Raw genomic sequence first — 18,254 nt, 5'->3', positions numbered from 1 at the left:
TTTCCTGCACCGCAGCGGCCGCAAAAAGCCTGATAGGAAAGGCGATTGGGCCGAGTTTGGAACGCCGATTTCTGCGCCAAACACTAACGGCAGCAATGCGCAGTCACCGGAACTCTCAGATGTTGGGCGTTGCGACACCAGAGATGAAGCCCCAGAATATCATACATCAGGAACGCTGAAGGGTGGGGGCATGCGTATGTTCGGGTAGGGAGGTCGACAGGGCCATTAGCTCCTGACTGAAACGTCGCCTTTTGGATTATCTGAGATACTGGACAAACCGTGGGGAAAAGCCAATTTACGTGGACGCACACTCCGAATTGACTACTCCCTCGAGCGGCTCGAACGAGTTACGCTTACAGCGGCCCGAAGAGAATAAGTGCTGGAAATTTTCGACGTTGAAAGTTCCCAACTCCAAAGTGAGGCGGTTTGAGTGGAACTTATCCGCGCATATGCCGCGCCACAGGCATAAAGTTCTTCTCATTGTGGAGATTCGGTGGAATCGACTATTGTTTTCGGGCGATAAGCGATGCGATGCATTTGTAGAAGATGCTGTTTGGTCAAACAACACGATGGACCCAGAAAATGCGGAGCGACGAGCGATACAAATCTTTCATAGCCACGCAGAGCGTGAGTGACGAAGACCAGCTTCGCCTTGAAAGTTATACGGCCTCAATCTCACCTATAGATGAAAGCAGTCTACCGCTTTTGCATGAATTGGCGGTGAGTGTATTTTGGCCTCATCGCGCCCGCGACATCGAACTTTTTCTGTCGCTAGGTCATGGGTATATCGCATGTGATGAAATCGGGCGCCCACTTGGCTCCGCGATGTATTTCCCGATGGGAGGAGACTTTGCCATGTTCGGGATGATGGTCGTTACGCCTCGCCTTCAGGCTCAAGGCGTAGGAGGTCGTTTGTTGCGGCGGATCATGCGCGATTGCGAAGGGCGCGATCTCAGGCTCACTGCAACTCGTTCCGGATTTCGCCTGTATGATAGCGCCGGTTTCACTCCTGTTGCGGAAATTTCGCAGCATCAGGGGATCGCGCGCCACATCACTTTGCCTGAACTCCCCTCCCGCGGAGCGCTCCGCAAGTTGGCACCATCCGACACAAAAGCCATTCTCGCATTGGACGCCCATGCCTACGGCGCTGATCGCAACGCGGTTTATTCAGCTCTGCTTGAGAAGTCAAAAGGGGTCGTTCTGGAAGAGAATGGCGAAATCAAAGGCTTCGCCTTGTCTCGGAACTTCGGCAAAGGCGTCGTCATCGGTCCGGTGGTTGCCGAAGACGATCTGATGGCCATGCAGCTTACCGCTATGCTCATCCAGCCGCATGAGGGGAAATTCCTGCGCTGTGACACATGGGTACAGAACGAAGAATTCCGTTCCTTTTTGTCAGCCGCGGGCTTGGGCGTGTTCGACACGGTGACCGAAATGTGCATCGGCCCGTCCCGCCGGAGCACATCCGGCGCACGACTTTTCGGTATGGCGTCACACTCGCTCGGTTAAGCCCTGAACCATCAAAATCGCAGTGCCGCCCCCGACTTGTCAGTGCGGCACCACTGCCTGTCTCAGGACAACCTATCCTTCAGGCCGAAATACATCCCGACCAATGGGAGGAACCACGGTTCACCGACATGCATCGGGATCGGCGGCCAGTCGAGCCCCGCAAGAGGGTTCGTATCCATGCGTCCCATCGCCATGTCTGCGAGGGACTGCCCGATGAGGGTCGACATTTGCGCACCATGTCCAGAATATCCCATGCCGTAGATCATCCCGTCGACTTCGCCAGCTCGGGGATAACGATCCTGTGTCATGCCCACGAGCCCACCCCAGCAATAATCGATCTCGATATCGGCAAACTGGGGGAAAATCGTCGCAAAGCTGCGCTTGAGAATGGCGCCGGATTTCGCATCCGAGCTTTGGTTGGACACAGAAGAAAAACGGGCCCGACCGCCGAAGATGATCCGGTTATCCGGAGAGCGGCGGATGTAATTGCCGATATTGAGCGATGTGACATAGGTCCGGTTCCCCGGCAGGGCCCGCGCCATTTCCGCATCCGTGAGAGGACGTGTCGCAATGATGAACGAGCCTACCGAGATGATACGACGGCGGAAGTATCTGAGCTTGGCCCGTTTCTCGAACCCGCTATAGGCCCCCGTCGCCAGAACGACACGATCGGCTTTTAGATCCCCTTTCGGCGTGGAAATGCGCCACCCTGTCCCCACACGCTCGCGCCCGGTCATCGGCGCTTGTTCCCATATTTTCGCACCGTGATGGACGGCCGCCTCTGCTAGGCCCGTTACATATTTCCCCATATGCATCATGGCGGTTTTTTCATAGAGCATTCCACCGTGGAACGCCTCGGAGCCGATTTCTCCATCCAGGTCGCTCTTGTCGAGCCAACGCGTCTCTGAATCTACTTCTTTGTGAATCAGCTCGAAATTCGCTTTCAACCCAGCGACATGTGAGGGCTTCGAGGCGAGCTTAAGCTTACCGCAACGTCGGAAATTGCAGTCAATCCCTTCCTCAGCAATCACGTCTTCAATCATCTCGATCGAACGGTCATATGCTTTGTAAAGAGTATGTGCTCGTTCCGCACCGAGATGGTCTTTCGCACTGGCATAGCCATGCGCGATCCCGTTGTTGAGATGTCCACCATTGCGTCCCGACCCACCGGCCCCGACATGGCTGGCCTCCAGAAGCGCAACAGATACACCCTCTCGCGCCAGCTTGCGGGCAGCATTGAGCCCCGTAAATCCGCCGCCAATCACAACGACATCAAAGTCTCCCTCGACAGGGCCAGTTTCACCGGACTCAAAGCGCGGTGCGGTATCATGCCAGTACGAAAGATATTTCATGTCCTCAATCCTTTGGGCGACGGGTCTTTTGAGTGCGAGTTTGAACCAGACCGCACAACAGAGCCTGCCGCAGTTGCAAAACTTAAAGCAGGAAATGCCGAGACGGCGGCCCGATGCGGCACGGCATTCGGAGCAAACTTCGCAACAATCAAGCAACCTCATTCAAAAGGACCTCGATCATGGCAAAACTCATTCCCGTCAACACCGCTCCGATGTTTGATCCTCGCGAGGGAGAGGCCGCGGCTGAAAATCTCATCGAAGGCAAACCGCAGTATAAAACCTGGGATCTCGATGCCGCGATCTCAGAAGCGCAGAACTGGGGCAAGATTCGGACTGGTATCTGGGAAGCCACCCCGGGAAAAACCGTGTCCAAGAAAGGTGAGACTTTTGAATTTTGCCATATTCTGTCCGGGCGCGTGATCATCTCGGAGGATGGCGGCGAGGCCCATGAATTCTCTGCCGGGGATAGTTTCGTGATGAAGCCGGGTTTCATCGGCACCTGGACGACACTTGAAACCGTACGCAAAATTTTCGTCATCGCGGCATAATTCTCTTCGTATCACGCTGCAGACGGTCATTCCTGCTGCAGCTTGGTGCAAAGAGAGCGTCCCTCCCTTCATAAATTTAATATCCTCGTCCTGAACAGACTGCGCTGTTCCTGCGCTTTTCTTCGGAGATCCCCATGCGAACCAATTCCCTCATCGAGCTTGACCGCCGCCACCTCGTCCATCCCGTATCCTCTTTCCAAGGCCATGAAGCCCGCGGCGTTCGGGTTTTGAAATCCGCCTCAGGTGCCCGTGTCATTGATGCAGAAGGCCGCGAATTGATCGACGGGTTTGCCGGACTTTGGTGTGTCAACGCGGGCTACGGTCATGAAAGCGTTGTCGAGGCTGCAGCACAGCAAATGCGTGAGCTGCCGTATGCGACCGGCTATTTTGATCTCGGTGCAGAGGCCCCGATCCGCCTCGCTGCAGAGCTCGCGGATCGCGCCCCCGGCGATCTCAACCATATCTATTTCTCTCTTGGCGGTTCCGATGCCGTCGACAGTACGATCCGTTTCATCCGCTACTACTGGCACTCCAAAGGCCAGCCACAACGCGACCAGTTCATCTCAATCGCAAACGGTTACCACGGCTCCACCACGATGGGCGCAGGCCTGACTGCGCTTCCTGCCTTCCATGAAGGTTTCGGATTGCCCCTCGAATGGCAGCATAAGATTTCGTCCCATGACCTGTATCGCAACCCGCTTGGCCACGACCATGCCGCTGTCATTGAAGCCTCCGTCGCGGAACTGCGCGCCAAGATCGAGGAAATCGGACCGGATCGCGTCGGCGCATTCTATGCCGAACCGATCCAAGGCTCCGGCGGCGTTCTGGTCCCGCCCAAAGGTTGGATCAAAGCGATGCGCGATCTTTGCGCCGAATACGATGTCCTATTCGTCGCCGACGAAGTTATCACCGGCTTCGGCCGCACCGGTCCGTTGTTCGCCTGTTCCGAGGAGGACATTGTTCCAGATCTCATGACCACCGCGAAGGGCCTGACATCCGGATATGTCCCGATGGGCGCCGTGTTCATGCGCGACCATGTCTATGAGACGATCGCAGAGGGCGCTGGCGCCAAGGCAGTGGGCCATGGCTTCACGTATTCCGCTCATCCGGTTTCGGCAGCAGTCGCACTCGAAGTGCTCAAACTCTACGAAGGCGGTTTGCTCGAAAACGGCGTCAAAGCAGGCGCACGTCTGATGGCCGGTCTTGAGGGCCTGAAAGATCACCCGCTGGTCGGGGATGTCCGTGGTCGCGGCATGCTTGCCGCCATCGAGCTTGTCACCGACAAAGAGAAAAAGACCCCCTTGCCTGCAGAAGTCCAGCCCGCCACGCGTCTGTTTGATCGAGCATGGGAACAAGGGCTGGTGATCCGCTCCTTCGCCCAAGGTGTTTTTGGCTATGCACCGCCCCTGTGTTGTACGGACGAAGATATCGACGGAATTATCGAGCGCACGAAAGCCGTGCTTGATCTGACGCTTGAAGATTCTGAAGTGCGTGCGGTGATGGGCTGATGAGCCTGCTTCTTCTTGCCGAAGGCCGGCGGGCCCAAGTCTGGGCGGAGGTGTTCGTAGATGCAGAAGAAGAGCTTGTGATTGGTGAGGCGGCGGTCGGGGATCCGGCCGCCGTCACACATTTGGCTTGCTGGATTCCGCCAGACGATCTCTCACGTTATCCCAATCTTCAGGTCGTCCTGAGTCTCGGTGCGGGCACGGACCAAATGCCGCCGTTGCCAGATGGCGTTGCGCTGGTTAGAACCACCGCACAGAGCATCACCAACATGGTGCGGGATTGGGTTGTCATGGCCACGCTGATGCTGCACCGCGATATGCCGCTCTACCTCGAACAGGCAACGCATCGGGATTGGTCTGCACATATCAGCCGCCCAGCATATACTCGACGCGTTGGTATTCTGGGCTTTGGTCGCATCGGTCAGGCCGTCTCTGACCAACTATCTGCGCTTGGGTTCGACGTTGCCGCGGCAAGCCGGTCTGTCAGTGATTATCCGAACATTGCGCTCTACACACCTCAGGATGAGGCGGCCTTTCTCAGCCGGACGGATATTCTGATCTGCCTTTTGCCGCTCACGCCGGAGACGCATGGAAAACTTAATGCGGCATACCTGTCGCAGCTTCCGAAAGGCGCCCGAATTGTTCAGGCTGGGCGTGGTCCACAGCTCGACCTTGAGGCGCTTCGTTCTGCACTTGATCACGGGCATATCGACAGCGCGATGCTGGATGTCACCGATCCTGAACCGCTCCCGTCCGACCACTGGGTATGGGGCGATCCGCGTGTGATCCTGACACCTCATATCGGCTCTGTCACAGATGATCGAGAAGGGGCGGAACATGCACTCTCCGTCATGCGCGCGCGTGCAGACGGGAAACCGATTCCCGGCTTGGTGCATCCCGAGAGAGGCTATTAAGGACGAAAACGCCCCGATGGCGAGAAATGCCGCGTGACGGTTCATTTCGGAATATTCTGCCGCATCAGCCCATGCATTTGGCGTTTGACCCCCATCAAAAGAGGTCACTCTAAACCTACGCCACATAGGCTGCGCCTCGAGAAACCCTTTGAAACAAGGGGCGAACGAGTAGACGGCAGAAAATGCCGTCGCGCAGGACCAGCGGAGCGACACGCCCTGTGCCACATGCGCACATAAAAGAAAGGATTGCGCCAGATGGCGACCGAAACTGATGTGAAACCCCTGACCGCCTTTAGCTATGTCACCTTCGATGTGGTCGGCACACTGATTGATTTCGAAGGCGCCATTAAAAAGGGTCTGGCCGAAATCGCAGAAAAAGAAGGCGTCGATCTCGACGGAGAGGCCGCTCTGTCCGTCTACCGCGATGCGCGCTATGAGCCGGGCGCAGGCCTTTTCCCCGACGACTTGGGACGCTGCTACAGCCGCATCGCAGAGGCGTTTGGCCTTCCGGACACCGAAGAATACCGCCAGCACATGATCGACACCGTTGGCGAGGCCGAGCCGTTTGCCGACAGCGTCGAAGCGATGGCCAAGCTCAAAACCCATTATAAACTGATCGCGATGACCAACGCCCGTCGCTGGGCCTTCGAGAAATACGCCGCCAAACTGGGCGAGCCCTTCTGGGCGGGCTTCACCACCGATGACACCGGATGTGAAAAACCTAACCCGGAGTATTTCCACCAAGTCTTCGCTCACGTCGAAAAAGACGGTGGCAGCAAGGCAGACATCCTGCACACCGCTCAGAGCCAATACCACGACATCGGCATCTCCCGCGAATTGGGTATGACCAACGCCTGGATCCAGCGCCGCCATGCGCAAAAAGGCTACGGCGGCACCATCGAGCCGAAAGAATTTACTGAACCCGACTACCACTTCCACGCACTGATCGAGTTGGCCAACGCCGCTGACGACGCATTCAAGGCGTGATTTTTGAGGGCCAAAACGGCATAAAGACCGCATGGCCCTCTTTCACCATCAACAGGGACCACTGATATGACCAAAACACCGACAAACTGGACCGGCCGCGATGACGCGAAGGTCGAACACATGATCCGTCGCGGGGCGTCGCGCCGTGATCTTCTCAAAATGCTGATGGCGTCCGGTATCGGTGCTGCAGCAGGCGGCTCGCTTTTGCTCAAGGCTGGCGCAGCTGTTGCCGCCACTCCGGTTTCCGGCGGCTCCATCAAAGCTGCAGGCTGGTCGTCCTCGACCGCTGATACGCTTGACCCTGCCAAGGCGTCGCTTTCCACCGACTATGTGCGTATCTGTTCCTTCTACAACCGCCTGACCGTCCTCGACGAAACCGGCGGCATCCAGATGGAACTGGCTGAGAGCGTGTCCACCGACGACGCCCAAACTTGGGAAATCAAACTCAAGTCTGGCGTAACCTTCCACGATGGCAAGACCCTGTCTGCCGAAGACGTTGTGTTCTCCCTGTCGCGTCACCTTGACGAGGCGACCGGCTCCAAGGTCAACGCCATCGCCCAGCAAATGTCCGAAATCTCGAAAGTGGACGATCTGACGGTCAAGATCGTGCTTTCGGCACCGAACGCCGATTTGCCGACGATCCTTGCGCTGCATCACTTCATGATCATTGCGGCGGGCACCACGGATTTCTCCACCGCCAACGGCACCGGCCCCTTCATCTGCGAAGTTTTCGAACCGGGCGTGCGCTCCATCGCCACGAAAAACCCGAACTACTTCAAGGCCGAAGGTCCCTATCTCGATAGCGTCGAGTTCTTTGCAATCTCCGATAACTCCGCCCGTGTGAACGCGCTCTTGTCCGGCGACATCCAGATCGCTGCGAACGTGAACCCGCGCTCCATGCGGATGCTGGAAGGTCAGTCTGCCATCAAGACCTCGGTTACAACCGCTGGTAACTACACCGACCTCAATATTCGCCTCGACATGGAGCCGGGCTCCAAAGCCGAGTTCATCGAGGGCATGAAATCGCTCGTCAACCGCGAGCTGATCCAGAAATCCGTGCTCCGCGGCATGGCCGAGATCGGCAACGACCAACCGGTGTCTCCGGCGAACCGCTACTACAACACCGAGTTGAAAGCCCGTGCATTCGATCCGGAAAAGGCCAAGCACCACTTCGAGAAAGCCGGCGTCTTGGGCGCTGAAATTCCGATGGTGTGCTCCGACGCCGCCGCGTCTTCGGTCGACATCGCGACCGTGATGCAGCAGTCCGGCTCCGAAATCGGCATGAACCTCAAAGTCGACCGCGTGCCTGCCGACGGCTACTGGTCGAACTACTGGCTCAAAGCGCCGATCCATTTCGGTCACATCAACCCGCGCCCGACGCCGGACATCCTCTTCTCGCTGCTCTACGGGTCTGACGCCAAGTGGAACGAAAGCCACTACGCCTCCGACAAATTCGACAGCATGATGATCGAAGCACGCGGCGAGCTGGATGAAGCCAAGCGCAAAGAGATGTATTGGACCATGCAGGAGATGATCTCCAACGAAGCTGGTACGATCATCCCGGCCTACTTCTCGAACATCGACGGTCTGGCATCCAACGTTCAAGGCATCAAATCGAACCCGCTGGGTGGTTTGATGGGCTTCAACTTCGCCGAGCATGTCTGGCTCGACAGTTAATCGTCGACCCTACCTTTGACGATGGCCCGCGCGTGTCTTAGACGTGCGGGCCAACCTCTGCTTATGGCGGAACCACCCCCGCCACAATTCTCTCTGGAGGAGCACCTTTGCGACATAAGCACAAGCCCTGGTTCCTGGTTTCCCAAAGGCTCGGCATTGCCTTCCTGACGCTCATCATCGTGTCATTTGCCGTGTTCTTTGCCACCGAATTGCTCCCCGGCGATGTCGCCGAAGTTCTCCTCGGTCAGGCGGCAACACCTGAAGCCGTCGCTGCACTTCGAGAATCTATGGGGCTCGACACCCCGGCCCTTGGGCGCTTCATCGGGTGGTTGCTCGGCCTTGCGCAGGGCGATCTTGGCACTTCCTATGTGAACAACATGACCGTGGCCGAATTGATTTCCGGGCGTTTGTCCAACTCGCTCAAACTTGCTGGCATCGTCACACTCGTCTCTGTCCCTATCGCCCTGACACTCGGGATCGGCGCCGCGATGTGGCAAGGTTCTCTATTTGACCGCGGGATCTCCATTTTGACGATTTCCGTCATTTCGGTCCCCGAGTTCATGGTGGCAACACTTTCGGTTCTGATCTTCGCCGTCTGGCTCGGCTGGCTCCCTGCCCTCAGTTTTGGGGCGGATACCTCCTCATTTCTGGAGATGTTGCGCGCCTATGCGATGCCGGTGATCACCTTGTCCTTTGTCGTCTCCGCACAGATGATCCGCATGACCCGCGCCGCGGTGATCGAAACGATCAACACCCCCTATGTGGAAATGGCGCTCCTAAAAGGTGCGTTGCGTTCCCGCATGGTGATTTCTCACGCTCTGCCAAATGCGCTCGGGCCGATTGCCAATGCTGTTGCCCTGTCGCTGTCCTACCTTGTTGGCGGAGTGATCATCGTCGAAACGATCTTCAACTACCCCGGCGTGGCCAAACTCATGGTCGATGCCGTCGCCACCCGCGACCTGCCGCTGATCCAGTCCTGTGCGATGATCTTCTGCGTGAGCTACCTCTCGCTGATCACGCTTGCGGATATGATCGCCATTCTCTCCAACCCGAGGCTCCGCTGATGACGACACGCACCACTTTTCTTTCTGCGCTGCCGACCCCCAAGCGCCTCGGCTACTCCTTCAACCTGACGGGACGGATCGGTCTTGCCGTGATCCTGTTCTGGGCGTTCATCGCGATCTTCGGTCCCTTACTCGCCCCATATCCTGCAGGTGAAATCGTGGACTGGGACTATTTCGGTCCGATGAGTGACAAGTTCTGGCTCGGGACCGACTATCTGGGACGTGACATCCTGTCCCGCATTCTGATGGGAACCCGCTACACCGTCGGCATTTCCCTTGCTGCCGTGTTTATCTCTGTCGCGGGCGGTGTGATCCTCGGCATGATCGCGGCCGTCACAGGCGGATGGTTCGATATGGTGCTCTCGCGCCTTCTGGACGCCTTTAACGGAATCCCTTCCCTGTTGTTTGGACTTGTGACTGTGGCCGCCGTCGGATCGTCGATCCCTGTGCTCGTCCTGACGCTCGCCGCGATCTACCTGCCCGGGGCCTACCGCTTTGCGAGGGCGCTCTCCGTGAACGTGAACACGATGGATTTCATCACAGTCGCCCGTGCCCGCGGAGAGACCACCGTCTACCTGATCGTGCGCGAGATTTTCCCGAACATTCTTGGCCCTGTGCTGGCCGATCTCGGCGTGCGCTTTGTATTCATCGTCCTCGTGCTGTCCGGCCTCTCCTTCCTTGGCCTCGGCGTGCAACCGCCAAATGCGGATTGGGGCGCGTTGGTGCGTGAAAATATCGAAGGCCTTAGCTTTGGGGCCCCGGCCGTCGTTTTCCCCTCGATCGCGATTGCTACTCTGACCATCTCGGTGAACCTGTTCATCGACAACCTGCCCACGAAAATCCGCGACAGGAGCGAATGATGAGCCATTCCCGTATCACCGTCCGCAACCTCAAAATCGGCGCAACCACGGACTCCGGTCGTAGAGTGGAGATTATCAAAGGCGTCTCGTTCGACATCGCCCCGGGTGAAATCGTTGCCCTCATCGGCGAAAGTGGCTCCGGCAAGACCACCATCGCGCTTTCTCTTATGGGCCACACGCGCAGCGGCTGTTTCATTGAAGAGGGAAACATCCACCTCGGTGACGCTGAAATCACGTCCATGAGCGAGCGCGCTCGGGCGAGCCTGCGCGGCACCAAGGTTTCTTACGTGCCGCAGTCTGCGGCTGCGGCCTTCAACCCGTCCAAACGCATCATGGATCAGGTGATCGAGATCACCAAAATCCACAAGCTGATGCCACGCGACAAGGCCGAAGAAAAAGCGGTCGAATTGTTCAAGGCCCTCGCGCTTCCGCATTACGACACCATCGGGTCACGTTACCCACACCAAGTGTCCGGCGGCCAGTTGCAGCGGCTTTCCGCCGCGATGGCACTCATCGGAGATCCGGATCTCGTAATTTTTGACGAACCGACAACTGCGCTCGACGTGACCACGCAGATCGAAGTGCTGCGCGCGTTCAAATCCGTCATGGCGAACGGCGGCATCTCAGGCGTTTACGTGAGCCACGACCTCGCAGTCGTGGCACAGGTTGCGGACCGGATTATCGTTCTCAAAGGCGGCGTTATTCAAGAAGAGGGAACGGCCGAGCAAATCCTCCATAATCCGACGCATTCTTACACCAAAGAATTGCTCTCGGCGTTCGAACCCGTTTTGCATGAGGCGATAGTCAGTCCGACAGCCGCCAAGCACACCGCCCCTATTCTCGAAGTCCGCAATCTCTTTGCCGGATATGGGCCGGTCCACAATGGGGAGCCTTCCGCCAAAATCCTCAAGGACGTCAATCTGGTGCTCCCGCGTGGGCGCAACCTCGGTGTCATTGGGGAGAGCGGCTCGGGCAAATCCACGCTGGCGCGTGCAATTTCCGGCATTCTTCCTCCCTACAGAGGCGAGGTGCTCATTGATGGTTATGAAATGCCCCACGCGCTTAAGTCACGGTCGAAAGAAGAACTGCGCCGGAGCCAGATTGTTTTCCAGCTGGCCGATACCGCGCTCAACCCGGCGCACTCGATTGGCGCGATCCTCGGGCGTCCGCTGACTTTCTATCACGGGATGAAGGGCGCTGAACGTGACGCACGTGTGGTTGAACTGCTCGATATGGTTCGTCTGCCCGCAAATCTGCGCCATCGCCTGCCGGGCGAGCTTTCGGGTGGACAGAAACAACGGATTAACCTTGCCCGCGCTCTGGCGGCCGACCCCGATCTGATCCTCTGCGACGAAATCACCTCGGCTCTCGACACAGTGGTGGCCGCCGCGATCATTGATCTGCTCAAGGAACTTCAGCGCGAGTTGGACCTGAGCTACATGTTCATCAGCCACGACCTCTCGACCGTGGAGGCGATCTGTGACGATGTGCTGGTCATGTACAAAGGCGAAGTGGTCGAGGCGCTTCCCGCCCGGGACATGTCGAGCAAGGCCGAACATCCCTATTCGAAATTGCTGATCTCCTCGATCCCGCAACTCGACACAGGCTGGCTTTCTTCCCTCGAACAGGACCCCGATCTGGTCGCTGAGTTCGCGCTTCGTTGATCCTAAAACCGGACGCGCCGTCCTGTGCGGTGCGTCCCGTTAGAGTTTATCTGCGAAGAGACGGGTCAGCGGGATTTGCGTCTTGATGAACGGCGTTTTCATCACGACAAAGCTGAAATACTTGTCGATCCCCACATTTCGGTCGATCAGGTCCTCGATCACCATCTGGTAATCCGAAATAGACCCGGTCACGAATTTCGCGAGATAGTCATAGCCGCCTGAAACCAAATGGCATTCGACGCAGCTATCGACTTTTTCCAAAGCTTCCTGAAATCTGGCAAAATCGATCTGGCGGTGGTTCTTAAGGGTGAATTCCGTAAAAACCGTGAGAGTTTCACCCAGCTTCGCAACGTCGATTTTCGCAGCATATCCCGTGATATACCCGGCTTTCTGAAGTTTCTTGACACGCATCAGACAGGGCGATGGCGACAGCGCGACAAGCTCCGCAAGCTCAACATTCGTTATCCGACCATTGCGCTGCAATTCGGACAGAATTTTTAGATCAATCCGATCTAGTTTGTAGCTGGTGCTCATGCGGGGTCCCTCAGCCACTCTGCAGGCATTTATCTTTTCTGTTAGCGCCTTAACGTCAACAGCATTCGACACAAATCTTAACGCTTTGTCCAGATTTTGCCTGCCCCAGACGTGTTCCGGAAACTTTCTCTACGATTGCCACAAAATCTTCTGCGTAGGAGAGGTCGGGTAAAAGCTGAATCTTCTGCGATGCTCTGGCTTTCAGCAGCTTTTTGCGCTGTCTCCAAGCGATACCTTAAAGAGAAACAGGCTGTAAGGAGAGATCAGATGACCGCCTACAAACTCGCGCTCATCCCCGGCGACGGCATCGGTGTCGATGTGACCGATGCTACGATGGAGGTGCTGTCGGCTGCGGGCCGGGAATTTGGATTTTCCCTGCATTCTGAGACCTTTCCCTGGTCCTGCGAATACTACCTCGAACACGGTGAGATGATGCCCGCGGACGGGATCGAAACACTCTCGAAATTCGATGCGATTTATCTCGGCGCGGTCGGCTGGCCGGACACTGTACCGGACAGCGTCTCCCTGCATGGGCTTTTGCTTCCAATCCGCAAGGCCTTCACCCAATACGCCAACATTCGTCCGCACCGCCTGTTGAGCGGCGTCGAAGGCCCGCTCAAGGCGGAAGGGTTCGACATCCTCTGCATCCGCGAGAACACCGAGGGCGAATATTCTGGCGCCGGTGGCCGAGTGCATCAGGGCAAGGACAATGAGGTCGCAACCGAGGTCGCGATCTTCACCCGTGCGGGCGTCGAACGGATCATCCGGTTCGGCTTTGAACAGGCCCGCGCACGGCGCAAACATCTGACCTCTGTTACCAAATCGAACGCCCAGAAATACTCCATGGTGTTCTGGGACGAAGTGACCCGCGAGGTGGCAAAAGAGTACCCCGACGTCTCCGTTAGCCACATGCATATCGACGCCATGTGCGCAAAGATGGTGATGGCGCCCGAACAACTCGACGTGATCGTCGCCTCGAACCTCTTTGGCGACATCCTGACCGATCTAGGCGCGGCTATTCAGGGCGGTCTCGGATTTGCCGCCTCTGCCAACATCTGCCCCGACCCTTCTGTGCCCTCAATGTTCGAACCGGTGCATGGCTCGGCTCCCGATATTGCAGGCCAAAACATCGCGAACCCGATTGCGGCCATCTGGTCGGGGGCTATGATGCTCGATCATCTGGGCGAAAAAGACGCCGCTACCGCGATCTTGACGGCGATTGAGGCCGCCACAGCCAAAGGCATTGGAACCCGTCCGGGACAGAATTCAACAGACGACATCACCTCGGCCGTTCTGGCCGCATTGGAGGCGTAAATGCAACTCAAAGACCCCGATCTCTTCCGTCAGGCCGCTCTCATCGACGGGGCATGGATTGCACGTGCCGATATGGATGTCATCAACCCCGCCACCGGTACAGCCATGGGCACCATGCCCGATTGTACTGCGGCGGAGACAGAGGCCGCGATTGCTGCCGCCGCCGAAGCAATGAAATCGTGGAAGGCAAAGACCCATCTTGAACGCGCCGACCTGTTGATGGCTTGGTACGACCTGATGCTGGAGCACGCAGACGATCTCGCGATGATCTTGACGTCCGAACAGGGCAAGCCCCTCGCGGAAGCCAAGGGTGAGATCATCTACGGGGCGTCCTTTGTGCGCTGGTTCGCGGAAGAAGCCCGCCGCATCAACGGCCATATCATTCCCTCGCCGTTGCCGGGCAAAAAGATCATGGCCTTGAAAGAACCCGTCGGCGTCTGCGCGATCATCACACCGTGGAACTTCCCCAATGCAATGATCACCCGCAAGGTCGCGCCGGGACTGGCCGCAGGTTGCACCATGGTGATCAAACCGTCCGACTTCACGCCCTATTCTGCGCTGGCGCTTGGCGTTCTGGCCGAACGTGCAGGCATTCCGAAAGGCGTGCTCAACATCCTGACGGGACGTCCCGAAGAGATCGGCGGCGCCCTGACTGCAAGCCCTGTTGTCCGCAAGCTCTCCTTCACCGGATCGACCCGCGTGGGTGCGCTTCTTGCAGAACAATGCGCGCCGACGCTCAAGAAAATGTCGCTCGAACTCGGGGGCAACGCACCGTTCATCGTCTTTGATGATGCCGATCTGGATGCAGCCGTCGAAGGCGCGATGGTGTCGAAGTTCCGCAACGGCGGCCAGACCTGTGTCTGTGCCAACCGGATGCTGGTGCAGTCCGGCATTCACGACGCATTCGTCGCGAAACTGGCGGAGAAGGTGAACGCGCTGAAGGTCGGCGCGGGTACGGAGGACGGCACAAACATCGGTCCGATGATCAACGCCGCGGCCATTGAAAAGATCACGGCCCATGTCGATGACGCCATCGCAAAAGGGGCCGTACGCGCCACGACCGCGCGCAACCTAACCGCACAATTCGCCGATCCAGTTGTGCTGACCGGAGCAACCACGGACATGCGTTTCGCGTCTGAGGAAACCTTTGGCCCCGTCGCGCCAGTGTTCAAGTTCGAGACGGAGGAAGAAGCGCTGGAGATCGCGAACGGCACGCCGTTCGGCTTGGCCGCCTATTTCTACACGAAAGACATGGCACGTGCGTTCCGCTTCGGCGAAGCCTTGGAATTCGGACTCGTCGGCCTCAACACCGGCGCCGTTTCCCATGCCGAAGCTCCCTTCGGCGGCGTCAAATCATCGGGACTTGGCCGAGAAGGCGCACAAGAGGGCATCGAGGAGTATCTCGAAACCAAGGCTTTCCACTTCGGGGGGTTGTAAACCGCAGGACGGAAGCGCGTATCGGTCGTTTGAAACCGATACGCGCCTTTTCCCAGCCTCATCATTTTTTAAAGCTTTCCAAGTTTCATAGGCTTTGGTGCCAGTGAATTATTTACCGTAAGCCCCTACACTTAAACCGGACCATTCAACTTAGGTGTCAACGGTTGAGCAAAAAACCTATCACAGGGCGGCGTAAACGTAGACGACTTACGGGTTGGATGTGACGGTCACAAAGAACCTGCCCAGAATGCAGCAGCCATTGTTTTTCGAGCAAGTTTTGTCCGCAAAAATGCTATACACGGTGGCCTTCACAGACCTGTAAGGCTGTGGCAAACATGACCCACTGTTGGCTCGATCCGTGATCAGGGAGTTTCTTCGTGGATCGACAGGAATGTGCAGGCCACTTAGGAATTCGTTTTTCCGCAGAGAATGTCTACTTCCTGCTTTTCGTGTTTAACACCCCATCTCGCTCTGCGCTTGCCACGAATGGCTTGAATGGGTTGTGATCGGTCATCCGCTGCACCGGGTACGAATGGCCGGCATGGGCCGAAAGCTGAAAATACTTGTTCTCGCTTTGGACTTACACTTGGGGACTGCCGAGCGCCTGCTTGCTTCATTCTAAAAATCTAGAGCGGCCCTTTATGGCCTGACGCGAGAGGGGAGGCATGGATGGACCCCCACGTGCGGCGATTTTTGGGGCCGGGGGTCACTTTGCCGATATGAAAAGGGGGTGGGGGTGTCGGCTCTCTATCCGTCGCGCCTATCCCGCATGCAGCTACAGTTGTGCAGGCTGGATTGAGATGTATGATCCAACATTGGTTTTTGAGGGGCTGTGAGAGTGGGTTGGTTGCTTGCACCGTCAGACCACTAATCGGGCAATCGTGAGCGGACCGCACTGCTTGGCAGCGAGCTGGGTTCATTCGATACCTTTGCGCCGGTGCGCGCCATCAAACCTTTCGGAGCTCGCGCGCGCTCAAAGTCCCACCTTACACCTATCAAACGATTCCTCATATGAGGGCGAAGTGATGAGGTCGGTTGGCCGAGTATTCGCTGTTGTGTGAATGAGAACGGTGTGGGGCTGATGTGTTCAGGGCGCTGTTTTTAAAGCGAAAAGCAGTTCCAAGTTCTCTGGCGGATGTTCTGACGAAAGAGCCTCTAAACGTCCAGTTGCGCGGTGAGGCGATTCACTCTCATGCAGGGCGTTCTACCCCGTCCTCTTTGCACTCAGAGTTGGCTTTGAAACGGGCCTGATGGCGCGCGTAGGGGCGGGAGCGCCGCCCCTCTATTGCGCTAATCGTTGCTTGTGGGAGGGGGGCAGGAGCCTCTATCAGCTCTATGCCTAAGGTTTGGCACCAGAGAACGAGTGTGCTTGCGTGCGGAAAGCGGTGCATCGCCTCAAGCTTGCTAATGTATCCGTCTGCAAATCCTACAGCAGCGTTTACGTCCTCTTGTCCGAGCCCGAGTTCGACGCGGCGCCGCCGGAGTTTGGCGACGAGCTTGGCGTAAGGATCATGGCGGCCGTCTTCCAATACTGTAGGGTGTTTCTTGCGGCACGGTTTGGGAGGGCGGCCGAGTGAGCGAAGGGAGCGCGAAATATGCGTGCTGCATGTCGGTGAGGAGCAATGCAGTGAGATTGCCTCCGGCGTCACTTGCCCAGCGCTCCAGCCGCGTCCCTGCGCGGATCTAAGCCATTCTGAGAGTGTCATGATAAAGCCGCGCGTTACAGGCTGCCTGCCAATATGTTGCGGAGCGTGACCGGATCACACGTATGCGCCAGCTTTTCCATGCGCTCCTGCAGGATGTTGGAGAGGGCTGTAATCCCGTCGAGTTTCTTTTCGCAGGTCTCGGTGTCGAGTTCGATCAACGTGTCTTCCAGCAATGCAGAAAGATCGCGGCATTGGAGTGCCAGTTGATAAAGATCCTGATCAGAGGTCACTTGCGGGCGGGTGTTGGGCATTCGGGTCTCCATTTCTCGGTTTGAGCGCCATGAGAGGGCGCGGATTCTTTCGAGAAATCGGAGATTGGTCAGCCGACAAACCATCTCCCAAAGTGTGGGAAAAATGATGGCAAGAAAATACACCGCTTCGAAAAGCGCCATAAATTCAGTGTCTTGCTGAGGGGATATGGTAGCGGAGGAGGGACTTGAACCCCCGACACGCGGATTATGATTCCGCTGCTCTAACCAACTGAGCTACTCCGCCGAAGTGCCGCGTAGATAGAGGGCATAGGGGGCAGGGTCAAGGGGGAAATGTGCAGTTTTTTGCGGAAATCTTTTTCCCGCATGGCGGGGATCAAAGCATCAGGCCGCACGCGTCTGGTGCGGCCTGAAATCAGTTGAATCCGGCGGTCGGCAAAGTGTCGGCACCCTGTCGGACTTTTGTCGGACCCCTCGCGCGTTGCGTTAACCGTTGATCACGGTCCAAGGCGTCTCGAACCAGTGCTCTTCGAGGTTCGGGGTGTCCCCGATCCGGTCCATGACAGCGAACAAGCCGTTCCCCGCCAGAGGCGTCAGAACGCCGTGCCATGTGCCACGGTGAAAGTTGATCGCCTGCGCGCCGTTGGTGACGAAGGCGCGGGGCGTCGCGTCGGGGCCGTCGGAGACGATCACGAGGAACGGATCGGCGGACATGGGCACAAAGGCCTGTGAGCCTTCGGGATGCCGTTCGATCAGGTCGAGCGTGTAGGGAAATTCCCGCAACTCGGCGTGAAAGATCGACATGCCGACGCGTCCGCCGGTGTCCGGTGTCACATCAACAGCGGCGCGGTCGTGGTAGCGACCGCATTTGCCCTGATTGATGATCTTGTCCGGTGCACCAGAGGCGTCGAGCACGTCGCCGTAGGGGGCAAAGGCCTCTGCGGTCAGCGGCTCGGTTTTGATCTCGCACGACATGG

General features: G+C 57.4%; 17 protein-coding genes and 1 tRNA gene. 12 read left to right on the top strand and 6 right to left on the bottom strand.

What is annotated here, in order from left to right; genetic code table 11:
• Positions 1-208: hypothetical protein (locus tag LA304_RS01900; RefSeq protein ID WP_224501432.1), on the top strand; the 208-nt coding region annotated here is incomplete at its 5' end.
• A 512-nt stretch (positions 209-720) separates the two neighbouring features.
• The gene (locus tag LA304_RS01895; protein WP_224501431.1) at positions 721-1,506 is read left to right on the top strand and encodes a GNAT family N-acetyltransferase; all 786 of its coding nucleotides are present in this window, start codon (positions 721-723) and stop codon (positions 1,504-1,506) included.
• 62 nt (positions 1,507-1,568) lie between these two features.
• Here the strand turns inward: LA304_RS01895 and LA304_RS01890 are convergent, their stop codons facing one another.
• Entirely contained in the window at positions 1,569-2,858 is a 1,290-nt protein-coding gene (locus tag LA304_RS01890) for an NAD(P)/FAD-dependent oxidoreductase (protein ID WP_224501430.1), read from the bottom strand.
• Between the two features lie 179 nt (positions 2,859-3,037).
• Between LA304_RS01890 and LA304_RS01885 the strand changes: the two genes are divergently transcribed.
• The 8 genes from LA304_RS01885 to LA304_RS01850 all read left to right on the top strand — a co-directional run bounded on the left by LA304_RS01885 (position 3,038) and on the right by LA304_RS01850 (position 12,077).
• On the top strand, positions 3,038-3,406 hold the full coding sequence (locus tag LA304_RS01885) for a cupin domain-containing protein (RefSeq protein WP_224501429.1): 369 nt from the start codon (positions 3,038-3,040) through the stop codon (positions 3,404-3,406).
• Between the two features lie 134 nt (positions 3,407-3,540).
• Positions 3,541-4,914 carry an aspartate aminotransferase family protein gene (locus tag LA304_RS01880; RefSeq protein ID WP_224501428.1) on the top strand — a complete coding sequence of 458 codons (1,374 nt, stop codon included), beginning with the start codon at positions 3,541-3,543 and terminating at the stop codon, positions 4,912-4,914.
• Positions 4,914-5,825: a 2-hydroxyacid dehydrogenase gene (locus tag LA304_RS01875; RefSeq protein WP_224501427.1), complete on the top strand. Its 912-nt coding sequence runs from the start codon at positions 4,914-4,916 to the stop codon at positions 5,823-5,825. Before LA304_RS01880 ends, LA304_RS01875 begins: the two co-directional genes overlap by 1 nt.
• A 255-nt stretch (positions 5,826-6,080) precedes the next feature.
• The gene (locus tag LA304_RS01870; RefSeq protein ID WP_224501426.1) at positions 6,081-6,812 is read left to right on the top strand and encodes an HAD-IA family hydrolase; all 732 of its coding nucleotides are present in this window, start codon (positions 6,081-6,083) and stop codon (positions 6,810-6,812) included.
• A gap of 66 nt (positions 6,813-6,878) precedes the next feature.
• The gene (locus LA304_RS01865) at positions 6,879-8,489 is read left to right on the top strand and encodes an ABC transporter substrate-binding protein (protein WP_224501425.1); all 1,611 of its coding nucleotides are present in this window, start codon (positions 6,879-6,881) and stop codon (positions 8,487-8,489) included.
• 107 nt (positions 8,490-8,596) lie between these two features.
• Positions 8,597-9,553 (top strand): ABC transporter permease, encoded by a 957-nt coding sequence (locus LA304_RS01860; RefSeq protein ID WP_224501424.1) that lies wholly within the window; start codon positions 8,597-8,599, stop codon positions 9,551-9,553.
• A complete protein-coding gene (locus tag LA304_RS01855; protein WP_224501423.1) occupies positions 9,553-10,413 on the top strand; it encodes an ABC transporter permease in 861 nt (286 codons plus the stop codon). The genes LA304_RS01860 and LA304_RS01855 overlap by 1 nt, the downstream gene beginning before the upstream one ends.
• Positions 10,413-12,077: an ABC transporter ATP-binding protein gene (locus LA304_RS01850; RefSeq protein WP_224501422.1), complete on the top strand. Its 1,665-nt coding sequence runs from the start codon at positions 10,413-10,415 to the stop codon at positions 12,075-12,077. The genes LA304_RS01855 and LA304_RS01850 overlap by 1 nt, the downstream gene beginning before the upstream one ends.
• Positions 12,078-12,116: 39 nt before the next feature.
• Here the strand turns inward: LA304_RS01850 and LA304_RS01845 are convergent, their stop codons facing one another.
• The gene (locus tag LA304_RS01845; protein WP_224501421.1) at positions 12,117-12,611 is read right to left on the bottom strand and encodes an Lrp/AsnC family transcriptional regulator; all 495 of its coding nucleotides are present in this window, start codon (positions 12,609-12,611) and stop codon (positions 12,117-12,119) included.
• A gap of 267 nt (positions 12,612-12,878) precedes the next feature.
• On the opposite strand from LA304_RS01845, the gene LA304_RS01840 reads away from it, so the two are divergent.
• The gene (locus LA304_RS01840; RefSeq protein WP_224501420.1) at positions 12,879-13,925 is read left to right on the top strand and encodes a tartrate dehydrogenase; all 1,047 of its coding nucleotides are present in this window, start codon (positions 12,879-12,881) and stop codon (positions 13,923-13,925) included.
• Positions 13,926-15,362 carry an NAD-dependent succinate-semialdehyde dehydrogenase gene (locus tag LA304_RS01835; protein ID WP_318010673.1) on the top strand — a complete coding sequence of 479 codons (1,437 nt, stop codon included), beginning with the start codon at positions 13,926-13,928 and terminating at the stop codon, positions 15,360-15,362.
• A 1,190-nt stretch (positions 15,363-16,552) separates the two neighbouring features.
• On the opposite strand, the gene LA304_RS17925 is transcribed toward LA304_RS01835, so the two are convergent.
• The 4 genes from LA304_RS17925 to LA304_RS01820 all read right to left on the bottom strand — a co-directional run bounded on the left by LA304_RS17925 (position 16,553) and on the right by LA304_RS01820 (position 18,252).
• The gene (locus LA304_RS17925) at positions 16,553-17,068 is read right to left on the bottom strand and encodes a helix-turn-helix domain-containing protein (protein WP_396022169.1); all 516 of its coding nucleotides are present in this window, start codon (positions 17,066-17,068) and stop codon (positions 16,553-16,555) included.
• 14 nt (positions 17,069-17,082) lie between these two features.
• Entirely contained in the window at positions 17,083-17,319 is a 237-nt protein-coding gene (locus LA304_RS01830) for a hypothetical protein (RefSeq protein ID WP_224501419.1), read from the bottom strand.
• Between the two features lie 167 nt (positions 17,320-17,486).
• Positions 17,487-17,563, bottom strand: a tRNA-Met gene (locus LA304_RS01825).
• A gap of 200 nt (positions 17,564-17,763) precedes the next feature.
• A complete protein-coding gene (locus tag LA304_RS01820; protein WP_224501418.1) occupies positions 17,764-18,252 on the bottom strand; it encodes an ureidoglycolate lyase in 489 nt (162 codons plus the stop codon).
• Positions 18,253-18,254 lie beyond the last annotated feature (2 nt).

The sequence above is a fragment of the Celeribacter litoreus genome, assembly GCF_020165855.1.
Classification (GTDB): Bacteria; Pseudomonadota; Alphaproteobacteria; order Rhodobacterales; family Rhodobacteraceae; genus Celeribacter; species Celeribacter litoreus.
The sequence above is the reverse complement of the archived record's forward strand: the minus strand, read 5'-3'. Positions and strand labels throughout refer to the sequence as shown.